We start from the raw sequence: 13,815 nt of genomic DNA, 5'->3' as shown, positions 1-13,815 counted from the left end.
ACCGCGACGGCCTGGATCACCGGTGTCGAATCCTGCCGCGCTGCAACGTCGAGTCATGACCTGCCCACCCCTTCTGGAGGCTTCATGAACCGCTTGCAACACCTGCGCTTGAGCACCCACATCGCCGCCCCCGTCGTGCGCGTGTGGGCCACCATGCTCGAACTCGACACCTACCGCGACTGGACCTCGGCCTTCTGTGAAGGCTCGACCTACGAGGGCTCCTGGGCGCCGGGCGCACGCATCCGCTTTCTTGCGCCCTCGGGTGACGGCATGGTGGCCGAGATTGCCGAGAACCGCCGCCACGCCTTTGTCTCCATCCGCCATCTGGGCCTCATTGCCAATGGCATCGAAGACACCACGAGCGAGGCCGTGAAGGCGTGGGCGCCGGCCTACGAGAATTACCGCTTCACGCCCGAGGCCGGTGGCACGCGGCTGGACATCGAGCAGGACATCCCCACCGAATGGGCGGCCATGATGAACGAGACCTGGCCCCAGGCGCTGGCGCGCCTGAAGGCTTTGTGTGAGTCGCCCGAGCGGGCATGATCGGCGCATGCCGACCCTGCTCCAGCTCGCCGCGATTGCCGCCCTCGTCGGCGCCGGTCTGATCACCGGCCTGTTGTTCGCCTTCTCGCTCGTGGTCATGCGCGCGCTGCTCGAGCTGCCCCCCGAGGAGGGCATGTCGACCATGCAGCGCATCAACGTGCTGATCGTGCGCCCGTTGTTCCTGCTGCCCTTTCTGGGCACAGCGCTGCTGTGCGTGCTGCTGGGTGGGGGTGCGCTGTGGCAGGGCGGCGCGGGCGCGATCGCCCTGGCCGCCGGCGCGCTGGCCTACCTGCTCGGCCCACTGGGCATCACCACGGCCTTCAACGTGCCGCTCAACAACCGCCTGGCCCGCGTTGATCTGCGCGAGGCCCAGGTGCTGTGGCCGCGCTACGCGCACGACTGGCTGCGCTGGAACCACGTGCGCACGGCACTGGGTGCCTTGTCGATCGCGCTGCTGGCCTGGGGGCTGGCGCTTTCCCACCACTGAACCCAAGGACGCCGACATGTCACGCCGCCTCATCTCCTCCGGCTCCACCTTCGAGCAGCAGATCGGTTACTCGCGCGCCGTGGTGCAGGGCGACTGGGTGTTCGTCTCCGGCACCACCGGCTTCGACTACGGCACCATGACCATCGCGCCCGACATCGAGACACAGACCGAGCAATGCCTGCGCAACATCGAGGCGGCCTTGCAGCAGGCCGGCGCCAGCCTGCGCGACGTGGTGCGCGTGACCTACGTGCTGCCCGACGGCAGCGAATTCCCCAAGACCTGGCCGGTGCTGCAGCGCTACTTTGGTCAGGTTCGCCCCGCGGCCATGATGATTTCGGCCGGCCTGGCCGATCCGCGCATGCGCATCGAGATCGAGGTCACAGCGCTCAAGGGCGGGGCGTGAACCGACTTCAAGGCCGGTGTGACTTGAGCCAGTCCTTCAGCGCGCTGTCGACCCGCGTCTGCCAACCTTCGCCCGTTGCCCTGAAGGCGTCGACCACGTCTGGCGACAGGCGGATCGTGATGCGCTCCTTGGTCGGCGCCTTCTGCGGACCCCGCACGCCGAGGCGGCGCTTCAGCGCGGGCGGCAGCACCTCATCAGCAGGACGAAAGCCGGCAAGGTCTCGCGTCGCGAGTTCGCGCACCTCTCCCTTGGCGTCAATCAGTGGTCGGGTTCTGGGCATGGCGGCGGACCTCTCTGGGGTTGGCTTTGCGCAGGCTGATCACCCGGATTCCCCCGGGCGCTTCGGTGAAGCACAGCACGTGCAGGCGGCCATGCAGCCAGCCGATGGCCACGTAGCGCGTCTCGCCGTGGGGCTGGCGTTCATCCATCCAGACCAGGGCACTGTCGAAATCGAAGCCGGACACCGCCTCGAAAGACAGGCCGCGATCGCGAACGTTGCGCTCATTCTTGGCGGGATCGAAGGTGATGCGCATCCAGATTGTATGTACGATTTGATGGTCTGACCAGCCGCAGCCGTCGCTGCTTGCATTCCTGGCCCACGGCCTCACATCGAACATTCTTGGGGCATCCCTATGATGGATACCCCCACCGCCCTATCCAGCAGCCCATGGTCCCCCACCTCGTCACTGCCCTCACCGGCCCGATCAACGAACTCGAGCAGCGCATCCTCGAATCCACGCCGGTGATCGAGCGCTGGTTCCGACTGGAATGGATGGAGCACACGCCGCCGTTCTACACCTCGGTGGACGTGCGCAACGCCGGCTTCAAGCTGGCGCCGGTGGACACCAACCTGTTCCCCGGCGGCTGGAACCACCTCACGCCCGAGATGATTCCGCTGGCTGTGCAGGCGGCCATGGCGGCGATCGAGAAGATCTGCCCCGAGGCCAAGAACCTGCTGCTGGTGCCCGAGAACGTGCGCGACTCGTTCTACCTGAGCAACCTGGCCACGCTGCAGAAGATCTTCTACATGGCCGGGCTCAATGTGCGCCTGGGCTCGCTCTCCAACGACATCACCGCACCGACGAAGATCGATCTGCCCGATGGCGGGCAGGTCACGCTCGAGCCCATCCAGCGCGGCAAGCGCCGCCTGGGCCTCAAGAACTTCGATCCCTGCACCATCCTGCTCAACAACGACCTCTCGGCCGGCGTGCCCGGCATCCTGGAGGACCTGCACGAGCAGTACCTCCTGCCGCCCCTGCACGCCGGTTGGCCCACGCGGCGCAAGAGCACGCACTTCAAGGCTTACGAGGAAGTGTCCAAGCGCTTCGGCAAGCTGCTCGGCATGGACCCGTGGCTCATCAACCCGATGTTCAACCAGTGCGGCCAGGTCGATTTCACGGCCGACGACGGGCTCGAATGCCTGCGCACCAACACCGACACACTGCTCACCAAGGTGCGGCGCAAGTACAAGGAATACGGCATCAACGAGAAGCCGTTCGTGGTGGTCAAGGCCGACAACGGCACCGGCGGCATGGGCATCATGACGGTGCGCGACGTGAAGGACCTCGACGCCCTCACGCCCAAGGCCCGCGCGCGCATGGCCACGGTGCAGGCCGGGCAGGCCGTCACCGAGGTCATCATCCAGGAAGGCGTGCTCACGCACGAGCGCATCAACAGCGCCGTGGCCGAACCGGTGGTCTACATGATGGACCGCTACGTGGTGGGCGGCTTCTACCGCATCCACGCCGACCGTGGCGAGGACGAGAACCTCAACGCCCCGGGCTCCAGCTTCGTGCCGCTGGCCTTCGAGCAAAGCGCGCAGCTGCCGCAGCCCGGTGTGAAGCCCGGCGCCAGCGTGCCCAACCGCTTCTACATGTACGGCGTGATCGGGCGTCTGGCCATGCTGGCCGCCAGTTACGAGCTCGAAGCAACCGACCCCGAGGCGGAAAACCTCGACTGAAAGGGGGCCAAGGTTGCTGCAGCGCAACATACTGCACAACTCCCCGTGTTTTAGGCCCTGCAGCCCATGGCGCGCGCCGTCCGGCGGGCGCAGAATTCGCAGCCTCTGAGCACACGCCCCACGGATTTCCGGTGGGGTTTTCGCTTGAATTCCCGCGCGCCTTCTTCGCTGGCCGCCCTCACGCTGGGCGCCATCGGTGTGGTCTACGGCGACATCGGCACCAGCGTGCTGTACGCCGTGAAAGAGATCTTCGGATCCGGCCACGTGCCCTTCACGCACGACAACGTCTACGGCGTCCTGTCCATCATTTTCTGGACGCTCACGACCATCGTCTCCCTCAAGTACGTGGTGCTGGTGCTGCGCGCCGACAACGCGGGCGAGGGCGGCCTGATCGCCATGCTCGCGCTGGCCGCGAACGCGGTGAAGGACAAGCCCGCGTTGCGCCGCGCGCTGCTGGTCATCGGCATCTTCGGCACCTCGCTCTTCTACGGCGATGGCGTGATCACGCCCGCCATCTCGGTGCTGTCGGCGGTGGAGGGCCTGACCGTGATCTCGCCCGCGCTGCACCGCTACGTGGTGCCGCTCACGCTGATCGTGCTGTTCGTGCTGTTCGCGGTGCAAAAGCGCGGCACCGGCGGCATCGGGCGCTACTTCGGGCCGATCACGCTGGTGTGGTTCCTCACGGTGGCGGTGCTGGGTGTCTCGCACATCGTGCACCACCCCGAGATCCTGGGCGCGCTCAGCCCGCACCATGCCTTGCGCTTCATGTGGCAGCAGCCGGGCACCACCTTCATCATCCTTGGGGCCGTGGTGCTGGCCGTCACCGGGGCCGAGGCGCTGTACGCCGACCTCGGCCACTTCGGCAAGAAGCCGATCCGCCTGGCCTGGTTTTCGGTCGTCATGCCCTGCCTCACGCTCAACTACTTCGGCCAGGGCGCGCTGCTGTTGGCCGATCCGAGCGCGGTGAGCAACCCGTTCTTCCGCATGGCGCCCACCTGGGCGCTGCTGCCGCTGGTGGTGCTGGCCACCATGGCCACGGTCATTGCCTCGCAGGCGCTCATCTCGGGCGCCTTCAGCGTCACCAAGCAGGCCATCCAGCTCGGTTACCTGCCGCGGCTGCGGTTGCTGCACACCAGCGTGCGCGACACCGGGCAGATCTACATCCCGTTCGTGAACTGGGCCCTGTTCACCGCCATCGTGCTCGCGGTGGTCATGTTCAAGTCCTCCAGCAACCTGGCCGCGGCCTACGGCATCGCCGTCACGCTGGACATGCTCATCACCACCACGCTCACCTTCTTCGTCATCCGCTACGGCTGGAAGTACCCGCTGTGGCTGTGCGTGGCCGCCACCGGCGTGTTCTTCCTCATCGACCTGGCCTTCTTCAGCTCCAACCTGCTCAAGCTGTTCGACGGGGGCTGGTTCCCGCTGCTCATCGGCGGCGTGGTGTTCATGCTCATGATGACGTGGCAGCAGGGCCGCAGCCTGGTCTCGAAAGCGCAGCAGGATGAGGCGCTCGACCTGCGCGGCTTTCTGGACGCGGTGTTCGTCGAGCCGCCGCTTCGAGTGCCCGGCGTGGCGGTGTTCCTCACCGCCGAGCCCGGCGTGGTACCCAACGCCATGCTGCACAACCTCAAGCACAACAAGGTGCTGCACGAGCAGAACCTGTTCGTCACGGTGCGCTCGCACGAGGTGCCGTGGATCGGCCTCAACGAGCGACTGCAGGTCGAGCCGCTGGGGCACGACTGCTGGGCCGTGACCATCCACTACGGTTTCAAGAACGACCCCGACGTGCCTGCCGCGCTGCAGCCGTTGCGCCTGCGTGGTTGCGAGATCGAGCCCATGACCACCAGCTACTTTCTTTCGCGCGACGTGGTCACGCCCACGCTGGGCAGCGGCATGGCGCCCTGGCGCGAAAAGCTGTTCGCCGCCATGCACCACAACGCGGCTGCAGCGGCGGGCTTCCTGAACCTGCCGGCCAACGCGGTGATCGAGCTCGGCTCGAAGGTGGAGATCTAGGTCCCACGCCCGCCGCGTGTCCGGCGCGAGGTGAGTTCGCTCGGCGCGTGCCCCCAGTAGGCCTTGAACGCGTGTGTGAAGCTGGTCGCGTGGGCGTAGCCCGCCCGCCATGCCACCTGCTTGATGGACGCGCCGCCCTCCAGCAGCGCACGCCGCGCGGCCTCCAGGCGCGCGCGGTACAGCGCCTGCTTCAACGGCTCGCCGTGCTCCTGTTCGTACAGCCGCTGCAGGCGCCGCAAGGGCAGCCCCACGCTTTGCGCCAGCGCCAGCATCGTCACCGGTGGGGTGGGTGCCTCCAGCAGGCACTCGCGCGCGCGTCGCAGCCGGGTGCGGTCGGCCGGGCCGATGTGCGGGGATGGCGCCTGCAGACCCAGATGCCCCAGGCCCTCGGCCAGCAACTGCAGCGCCAGCGACTCGCATTGCAGGCGCCAGGTCGGCCCGCGCGGGTGGTCGGCGTGCAGCAGTGTGCGAAGTTGTGCGTTCAGGCTGCGCAGGTGGCCCAGGTCCAGCACGACGGCCTGCGAGCGGCGGAACAGCAACTCATGGGCCTGGCGGCTGTCGCACCAGTGCCCCAGCGCCGACGCGGTGACATCCAGGCTCATCAGGTGCACACGCGCGCGGCGTGGCAGTTGCCAGGCCACGCCCCCCGACGGCGGCGCGAACAGCATCGGCGTCTCGGGTGCGATGTCGTGCTCGCCCAGCGGGTCGAGCAGGCGGCCCGCCCCATCGGCGAGAAATTGCCAGTGCACGCGCGGCTCGCTCACCGCCGGGGCTTCGAGCGTTAGCGCCTGCTCGCTGTGGCCCTGCACCTGGCACAGGGCCAGCCCCGCCGTGAGGCCGATGCGCTCGCAGCGCAGGGCGCTGCGCGTCTGGCGCAGCAGGCTGGCCCCTTCATGGGGCGCTCGGGCGCGCGCGGCCCGCCAGTCGACTCGCCAGGTTGTGTCGTTCATGCCGTGTCCTCCTGAACCTGTGTCTGTCCATCACAGCAGTCGGCGGTGTAGCACAGCACCGCGGTCGCAACATCGCCATTGATCGCATGGAACATCGGTCCGTGGTCCCGTGCCCGGGGCTCTCGTGGAGGTGGGCGGTGAATCGTGCATGGCGTGAAGCGCAGTGGCGGGTCTGGCGGCGTTGGCTGCACGCCGCACTGTGGTGCCTGGGTACCGTCGCCGTCTTGCCCGCCCTGGCCGAACCCATGGTGGCGCCGGGCGACAAGGTCAAGGCGCGGCAGGTGCGCCTGGCCGAGCGCAGCGGCGAACCCGGCCAATGGGGCCGCGTCCAGCTGCGGTTGCAGGGTGATCGCGAGCAGCGCGTCTACGTGCGCGGTCTCAACGTGGCGGCACCCTTGTCCGTGCAGGTGGTGGCCGAGCACGCCGAGCGGCCGGTGCGGGTGAGCCTGCACCGCCATGCCTGGGCGCAGGCGCAAGCCGAAGGCAGCACCGAGGGGGGCGGCGTGTTTCGCTTCGACGGTCGCGCGCACGGGGATGTGGGCGTGAGGCTGGTCTCGCTCACAGGCGAGCCGGTGCGCGCGACCGTGCTGTTCTGGCAGGGCGAGCCGGTGCCGCGCTCGCTGGCAGCGGTGTATGCCGCGCCGGGCACCGCGCGCGCGGCGCAGGCCGGCATGGCCGACGGTGCTGCGGGGGCAGGTTCGAACACCGTGCTCTGGGGCGCGCTGGCCCTGGGTGCGCTGGCGATGGGTGCGGCGGGCTGGTGGTGGGGTCGCCGCGGGCGCGACCCGCTGGCGTGGGCCGCGCTCGCTCTCGCCAGCGGCGCGCTGCTGGCACCGGCGGGGCCCGTGCTGGCCCAGCCGGGTGCGCCCAACCCGTTCGATGTGCAGGGCTGGAAACCGCCCGGTGGCCCCGGCTCGCCCAAGGAGTCCAAGGACAAGGAGGACGTGGTCGACAAGGACAAGGCGGTGGACAGCGACCAGCCCGCCGACAAGGACAAGGACGCCGCCCGCGACACGGCGGCCAACAAGGACAAGGCGGCCGAAGGTGAAAGCACCGGCGACAAGGACAAGGACGCCAGCGCCGGCGCGCCCAAGGACCCCGCCGAGGCCGACAGCGGCGCCGCGCCCGAGGGCGACTACCGCGAGCGCATCGCCGCCGCCGAGAACCACGCGCGTGAACTCGCCCAGCAAGTGGCACGCAACCGCGCCGAAATCGAGCGCCTGAAGCTGCTGCTCGACTCGGACCGCGACGCGGAACCCCAGCCGGATCGCTTTCCGCCAATGCCGCTGTCGTGTCGCCCGCCGAGCATCGAGGGCGACGGCGTGCAGCGTGCCAGCGAGGCCGATGCCGCGTGGGCGCATTTCGAGCGGTGTCAGCAGTGCTACGCGCAGCCGCTGGCCGATTTCGAGCGCCAGCTGCAGCTCTACGAACAACTGCGGGTGCTCTACAGCGGCACGCGCGACTACGTCACCAAGGTGATCGACCTGGGCGACAAGCTGCCCAAACCGCACAGCCTGCTGGAGGGCGCCTGGGCGGCGCAGAAGCTGTCGATCCGCCAGTCCTTCGACGGCACGAAGAAGGCCTACGACGCCAAGCTCATCGAGTTCAACGACCGGCTGGCCGACATCCTCGATCGCATTGGCCGTTGCGAAACCGAGCTCAACAACAACCCGATGTGGCGCCAGACCTCGGGCTTGTTCTTTCACCAGACCATGGCCAACAGCTACAAGCGCAGCGACTGATGAGACCGCCGAACCACCGCTTTCGCCAGGCACTTCGCCATGCCTTGATCGCCCTGTGCCTGGCCGTCCTGGCGCCGGTCTGGGCGCAGTCGCAAAGGGTGCCGATTCCACCCGAGGCCACCGTGCTGCTGGACGACGGTGATCGCCGCGTGTGGGTGATTCCGCGCGGTGGCGACCGCTACCTGCTGCAAGAGCAGCGCGGCAGCGGCCCGCTGGGCGCCACCGCAGGGCGTCTGGCGGCGTTGCAAAAAGCGTATCCCGACCTCGACTTCAGCGCCCTGCCCGGCGCCGATGCACCGCCCGAGGCGTCGTCGCGGCAGGACCGCCAGCGCCGCGCGGCCGAGCTGCGCGACGCGCGCGACCGCCTGGCCGACGCCACCCCCGGCGCGCGCGAGGCGATCGAGCGCGCGCGCCGCGGGCAGGTCATCGAACTGACGGCCAGTGCGCTGGAGCACATGGTCAAGGGCATGGGCGGCAGCCTGGCGATGCCACGCGAGCAACTGGATGCGCTGCTGGCCACCAACGGCAACCGCATCGGTCTCACCACGGCCGACATGAAGCAGCTCATGAAGGAAGCCGGGCCGAATGGCATCTCGCTCGCGCAGATCGAGGCGATGATGCCGCACAGTGCCGACGAGCGCATCAAGCCCGACGCGCCCTCGGGCCGGCCCGACAAGGACTGCCCGGGCCTCGTCTACGGCACCGGCAAGCGCGCCATCTGCCTGCCGCTGGGCCAGCTGTCGTTCGCCGATGTGGCGGTGTCGTTCAAGCCCGGTGCCAAGCCCTCGCGCACGCCGTTCGACTTCCCCGGTTCGGCGCTCGGCGAACCCGATTACCGCAGCACCACCAGCGCCGATTTCATCTCGCTCGGCTGCGACGGCGAGCTGGTGGTGCAGTTCACCGACAACGTGCTGGTGGACGTGGAGGGCGTGGACCTCTACATCTTCGAGATCGGCCCCATCGTCGAGCGCACCGAACTCGCCATCTCGGTCGACGGGCGCGATTGGGTCGAGGTCGGTGTGATCGAAGGCGCGCGCTCCGACGTCGACATCCGCCCGTTTGCGAAGAAAGGCGAGCGCTACGGCTTCGTGCGCCTGCGCAACGCGGGCAAGGCCTGCGGCGGCAACCACGCGGGCGCCGACATCGACGCCATCGCCGCCGTGGGCGCCGAGATCCGGCTCTCGCTGGACAGCGCGCTGCTGTTCGACGTCGGCAAATCGGTGCTCAAGCCCGAGGCGCTGGCCGCGCTCGACGCGCTGGCGCAGCAGGTGCAGGCCTACGGCAAGGACATCCGCGTCACGGTGGAAGGCCACACCGACAGCACCGGCGCCGACGCGGCCAACCTGGCGCTGTCCGAGGCGCGCGCGAAATCGGTCTGGACCTACCTCGGTCAACGCGTGGCGCTGCCGGCCAACCGCGTGAACCTGAAGGGTTATGGTGAGACGCGGCCGGTGGCGACCAACGACACCGAGGAGGGCCGCGCGAAGAACCGCCGCGTGGACCTGCTGATCGCGCCCACTGGCACCCGGCGCTGAGAATCGAAGGAGTCGCCGATGCGCACGCCGCTGTCACACCCCATGAGGATTGCCATCTTCGTCGCCGCGGCCCTGCTCACCCCCGCTGCCGCGCTGGCGCAGACGAGCGCCGCCGAGCGCTGGGAGGCGCTGATCCGCCAATCGCCCTGCGACTGGTTACCCGCGACCACCGTGGCGCCGCTGGTGGGCGAGGGCGTCAAGGCCCAGTTGCGCACCACACGCGCCGACGTCTCCTGTGTCTGGCGCACCGCGAAGGGCAACCCGGTGCTCACCGCGTCGGTGGTGAAGTGGGACACGCCCGCCAACCTGGTGGCCGAGCGCGACAGCACGCTGCAGCAGATCGCGCAGTACGGCGGTGGCCGCTTCTCGGCGACCCGATCGCCTGGCGGCGCGGCCACGCTGGTCATGCGCAAGGACCGCGGACGTCTCACGCTGTTCCCGCACACCAGCGGTGCGGTCGCAGCCATCACGGTCAATCCCCACGTGGTGCTCAAGGAAGACGAAGCGCAGAAAGAAGCACGGCGCGAGCGCGCCAGCGCCTTCGCCGACGCCCTCGTGAAGGCCCACGGACTCTGAGGGGACGCGCCGGGCGGCAAAATGCCGCATGTCGTTCTTCAAGGATCTGAGCCTTTCGGCCGCCACCGCGGGCTTCGTCGCGGTGCTGGTGGGCTTCACCAGCTCGGTGGCCATCGTCTTCCAGGCCGCGCAGGCTTTCGGCGCTACGCCGGCGCAAATCACCTCGTGGATGTGGGCGCTCGGCGTGGGCATGGGCCTGTGCACGGTGATTCCCTCGCTGGTGCTGCGCCAGCCGGTGATGGTGGCGTGGAGCACACCGGGCGCGGCGGTGCTGGCCAGCGCCGGCCTGGCCGGCGGCTTCTCGATGGCCGAGGCCATCGGCGCTTTCCTGATGTGCGGCGCGCTGATCACGCTGGCGGGGGCCACCGGCTGGTTCGAGCGGGTGATGAACCGCATCCCGATGGCCATCGCCGCGGCCTTGCTGGCCGGTGTGCTTGCGCGCTTCGGCCTGCAGGCGTTCGGTGCAGCGCAAACCGCGCTCGGGCTGGTGGTGCTGATGCTGGGCGTCTACCTTGTGGCGCGGCGGTTTGCGCCGCGCTACGCGGTGGTGTTCACGCTGGCCGCGGGCATCGCGCAGGTGGTGATGGCTGGCCGCTTCAACGCCGGCGCCATCTCGCTCGAATGGGCGGTGCCGGTGTTCACCGCGCCGGCGTTCAGCCTCGCGGCCTTCACCAGCCTGGCCCTGCCGCTCTTCATCGTCACCATGGCCTCGCAGAACCTGCCGGGCGTGGCGGCCATCCGCGCCGCGGGCTACGACATGCCGATCTCGCGCATTCTCACCGTCACCGGCATCGCCACGCTGGTGCTCGCGCCCTTCGGCGCCTTCGCGCTCAACCTCTCGGCGATCACCGCGGCCATCTGCATGGGCCCCGAGGCCCACCCCGACCGCAACAAGCGCTACACCGCGGCCGTGGTGTGTGGCGCCCTGTACGGCGGCATCGGCCTGGTGGGCGCGCTGGTCACGGGCCTGCTGATTGCCTTCCCGCGCGAGCTGGTGATGGCCATCGCCGGCATCGCGCTGCTGGGCAGCATCGGCGGTGGCCTGCACACCGCGCTGCAGGACGAGCGGCACCGCGAGGCCGCGCTCATCACCTTCCTCGTCACGCTCAGCGGCGTCGTCATCGCCGGCATCGGCTCGGCCTTCTGGGGCGTGGTCGCGGGCGCGATCGCGCTCTTTGTGCAACAGTACCGCACCCATCCGAAAGCATCATGAACGTTCTCTTCGTCGCCGATCCCCTGGCGAGCTTCAAGACCTACAAGGACAGCACCTTCGCCATGATGCGCGAGCTGCAGCGGCGCGGCCATGCGCTGGCCGCGTGCGAACCGCAGCACCTTCAGTGGCAGGGCGGTGAGCCGGTAACGGCGCTGGTGCGGCGCATCGAACTCACCGGCGCGCTCGACGACTGGTACCGCGTGACGCACCAGGGCCGCGAGGCGCTCAAGGATTTCGACGCCGTGGTCATGCGCAAGGACCCGCCCTTCGACAGCGAGTTCTTCTACGCCACCCACCTGCTCGAGCAGGCCGAGCGCGAGGGCGCGCGCGTGTTCAACAAGCCCGCTGCCCTGCGCGACCACCCCGAGAAGCTCGCGCTGATGGAGTTCGCGCAGTACGCGCCGCCCACGCTGGTGACGCGCTCGCCAGAGGCGATCCGCCACTTCCACGCCGAGCACAAGGACATCATCCTCAAGCCGCTCGACGGCATGGGGGGCATGGGCATCTTCCGCGTCGGGCCCGATGGCATGAACCTCGGCTCCATCATCGAGACGCTCAACCACGGTGGCCACACCAGCGTGATGGTGCAGCGCTACCTGCCCGAGATCGTGGATGGCGACAAGCGCCTGCTGCTCATCGGCGGCAAGGTGGCGCCCTTCGTTCTGGCGCGCATTCCGCAGGGCAGCGAGGTGCGCGGCAACCTGGCGGCCGGCGGCAAGGGTGTGGCCCAGCCGCTCACCGACGACAACCGCGCGGTGGCTGAGGCCATGGCGCCGGTGCTGGCCGCGCGCGGCCTGTTGCTCGTGGGGCTGGACATGATCGGCAACCGCGTGACCGAGATCAACGTCACCAGCCCGACCTGCTTCCAGGAGATCCAGCAGCAGACCGGCTTCGACGTACCGGCCATGTTCGTCGACGCGCTCGAAGCGGCGCTGCGATGAGCGCCGCGCCCGCCGCCGCCCCTGCCGTGCCCGAAGCCGGTGCCTCGCCCGCGGTGGACCCGCTGTTCCTGGCCACGCCGCGCGTGGCCACCTTCAACGGCACGCAGCCGCTCACCAACGCCAGCGGCTTCTTCTTCCAGCGCGGCGAGCGCCTGTTCCTGGCCACCAGCCGGCACGTGTTCATCGACGAGGAGAGCGATCACCGCCCGGACCGCATCGAGATCACCCTGCACCTCGATCCGCGCGACCTCACGCGCTGCACTGGCTTCTCGATGCCGCTCTACGCCAAGGGCGTGGCGGCGTGGCACCAGGGGCAGGACGGCGGCGGCGACATCGACGTGGCGGTGCTGGAGATCCAGCGCCCGGCGCTGCCCGCGGGTGCGCTGGTGTTTGCCTTCACGCCCGCCCACCTGGCGCGCGATTTCAAGGCCGTGCCGATCGACGCCACGCTGTGCATCGCCGGCTACCCGCTGGGCTTTCAGGACACGGTGCACCAGCTACCGGTGCTGCGCCACGCGGCCATCGCGTCGCCCTTCGGCATCCGCTTCCAGGGGCGGGGCTACTTCCTCACCGACGCGCGCACCCACCGGGGCACCAGCGGCGCGCCGGTGGTGATGCGCGATGCCGCGCTTGCCACCGATGCGCTGCCCTGGCGGCTGCTGGGCGTGCACTCGGCGCGTATGGACATGGGCAACCGCGACCACGTGCTCGACGAATCGCTGGGCCTGAACTGCGCTTGGTACGCCGACATCCTGCTCACGCTGACGCAGGATTCCAGCGCGCGACGCACGGCCTAGTACAGCCGCACCGCGGTGTCGAAGTGCCAGCTGCGGCGGATCTCGATCACGTCGTACAACCGCTCGAGCGTGGGTGGGAAGGGCAGTTGCACGGCAGGGCTGCGCACGATCGGCTCGATGGCGGCGTCCAGCGCCGCCACCCCGCTGGAGCGCAGCAGGGTGACGGACTCCACCGTGCCGTCGCTGCGCACCGCCACATTGACCACCGGGTCGACGTGGGGCTGCTGCCGCGCAGTGCCGAACGCATCGGGCAGGGTGTTGAGTTCGATGCGCCGCGCCCAGACCTCGGCGTAGCGCACGAGTTCGGGGTTGGGGTCGTATCGCCCGAGCAGGCGAACACGGCGCAGCGGGCTGGCAGACGGTTCGCGCTGTGACTCGGCTTCGCGCCGCTCCTGAGCTTCGCGGCGGCGGTCGGCCTCCTCATTGAGTTGGCGGCCGATCTCCTGCAAGCGCGCCTCGCGTCGGGCCTCGGCGTCGCGCCGCTCGGCCTGCGCCGCCGCGGCCCGGTCGGCGGCTTCACGCGCTGCGGCTTCACGCGCTGCGGCTTCACGCGCTGCGGCTTCACGCGCTGCGGCTTCACGCGCTGCGGCTTCACGCGCTGCGGCTTCACGCGCTGCGGCTTCACGCGCTGCGGCTTCACGCGCTGCGGCTT

At 69.3% G+C, this 13,815-nt stretch carries 15 protein-coding genes; 11 read left to right on the top strand and 4 right to left on the bottom strand.

The window, feature by feature from the left end:
- Positions 1-84: 84 nt before the first annotated feature.
- From M3149_RS11630 to M3149_RS11620, 3 genes are read left to right on the top strand one after another with little or no spacing between them, the layout of a single operon-like run.
- Positions 85-543: an SRPBCC family protein gene (locus M3149_RS11630; protein WP_251709610.1), complete on the top strand. Its 459-nt coding sequence runs from the start codon at positions 85-87 to the stop codon at positions 541-543.
- 7 nt (positions 544-550) lie between these two features.
- Positions 551-1,030 (top strand): DUF1772 domain-containing protein, encoded by a 480-nt coding sequence (locus M3149_RS11625; RefSeq protein WP_251709608.1) that lies wholly within the window; start codon positions 551-553, stop codon positions 1,028-1,030.
- 16 nt (positions 1,031-1,046) lie between these two features.
- A complete protein-coding gene (locus tag M3149_RS11620) occupies positions 1,047-1,433 on the top strand; it encodes a RidA family protein (protein WP_251709607.1) in 387 nt (128 codons plus the stop codon).
- Between the two features lie 7 nt (positions 1,434-1,440).
- On the opposite strand, the gene M3149_RS11615 is transcribed toward M3149_RS11620, so the two are convergent.
- Together M3149_RS11615 and M3149_RS11610 are read right to left on the bottom strand one after the other, a co-directional pair.
- Positions 1,441-1,713: a BrnA antitoxin family protein gene (locus M3149_RS11615; RefSeq protein ID WP_251709605.1), complete on the bottom strand. Its 273-nt coding sequence runs from the start codon at positions 1,711-1,713 to the stop codon at positions 1,441-1,443.
- Complete coding sequence (locus M3149_RS11610; RefSeq protein ID WP_251709603.1) at positions 1,688-1,966, bottom strand: BrnT family toxin; 279 nt, start codon at positions 1,964-1,966, stop codon at positions 1,688-1,690. The genes M3149_RS11615 and M3149_RS11610 overlap by 26 nt, the downstream gene beginning before the upstream one ends.
- Positions 1,967-2,100: 134 nt before the next feature.
- Here M3149_RS11610 and gshA point away from each other — a divergent pair, with 134 nt between their 5' ends.
- Together gshA and M3149_RS11600 are read left to right on the top strand one after the other, a co-directional pair.
- Complete coding sequence (gshA, locus tag M3149_RS11605) at positions 2,101-3,393, top strand: glutamate--cysteine ligase (RefSeq protein ID WP_251709601.1); 1,293 nt, start codon at positions 2,101-2,103, stop codon at positions 3,391-3,393.
- 144 nt (positions 3,394-3,537) lie between these two features.
- Entirely contained in the window at positions 3,538-5,409 is a 1,872-nt protein-coding gene (locus M3149_RS11600) for a potassium transporter Kup (protein WP_251709599.1), read from the top strand.
- On the opposite strand, the gene M3149_RS11595 is transcribed toward M3149_RS11600, so the two are convergent.
- Positions 5,406-6,359, bottom strand: coding sequence for a helix-turn-helix transcriptional regulator (locus M3149_RS11595; RefSeq protein WP_251709598.1), 954 nt, complete (start codon positions 6,357-6,359; stop codon positions 5,406-5,408). The two genes, M3149_RS11600 and M3149_RS11595, sit on opposite strands and share 4 nt — an antisense overlap.
- A gap of 137 nt (positions 6,360-6,496) precedes the next feature.
- Here M3149_RS11595 and M3149_RS11590 point away from each other — a divergent pair, with 137 nt between their 5' ends.
- From M3149_RS11590 to M3149_RS11565, 6 genes are read left to right on the top strand one after another with little or no spacing between them, the layout of a single operon-like run.
- A complete protein-coding gene (locus tag M3149_RS11590) occupies positions 6,497-8,101 on the top strand; it encodes a hypothetical protein (protein WP_251709596.1) in 1,605 nt (534 codons plus the stop codon).
- A complete protein-coding gene (locus tag M3149_RS11585; RefSeq protein ID WP_251709594.1) occupies positions 8,101-9,636 on the top strand; it encodes an OmpA family protein in 1,536 nt (511 codons plus the stop codon). The genes M3149_RS11590 and M3149_RS11585 overlap by 1 nt, the downstream gene beginning before the upstream one ends.
- Before the next feature lie 42 nt (positions 9,637-9,678).
- Complete coding sequence (locus tag M3149_RS11580) at positions 9,679-10,212, top strand: hypothetical protein (RefSeq protein WP_251709592.1); 534 nt, start codon at positions 9,679-9,681, stop codon at positions 10,210-10,212.
- 28 nt (positions 10,213-10,240) lie between these two features.
- Complete coding sequence (locus M3149_RS11575) at positions 10,241-11,425, top strand: benzoate/H(+) symporter BenE family transporter (RefSeq protein WP_251709590.1); 1,185 nt, start codon at positions 10,241-10,243, stop codon at positions 11,423-11,425.
- Positions 11,422-12,366 (top strand): glutathione synthase, encoded by a 945-nt coding sequence (gene gshB, locus M3149_RS11570; protein WP_251709588.1) that lies wholly within the window; start codon positions 11,422-11,424, stop codon positions 12,364-12,366. The genes M3149_RS11575 and gshB overlap by 4 nt, the downstream gene beginning before the upstream one ends.
- Positions 12,363-13,163 carry a S1 family peptidase gene (locus M3149_RS11565; protein ID WP_251709586.1) on the top strand — a complete coding sequence of 267 codons (801 nt, stop codon included), beginning with the start codon at positions 12,363-12,365 and terminating at the stop codon, positions 13,161-13,163. The genes gshB and M3149_RS11565 overlap by 4 nt, the downstream gene beginning before the upstream one ends.
- Here M3149_RS11565 and M3149_RS23310 read toward each other — a convergent pair.
- A partial coding sequence (locus M3149_RS23310; RefSeq protein WP_251709584.1) for a TonB family protein occupies positions 13,160-13,815 on the bottom strand: 656 nt, incomplete at its 5' end. The genes M3149_RS11565 and M3149_RS23310 overlap by 4 nt on opposite strands.

It is taken from the genome of Hydrogenophaga intermedia, from assembly GCF_023715105.1.
Lineage (GTDB): Bacteria > Pseudomonadota > Gammaproteobacteria > Burkholderiales > Burkholderiaceae_C > Hydrogenophaga > Hydrogenophaga intermedia_A.
This window is presented reverse-complemented; position numbering and strand designations above follow the sequence as displayed.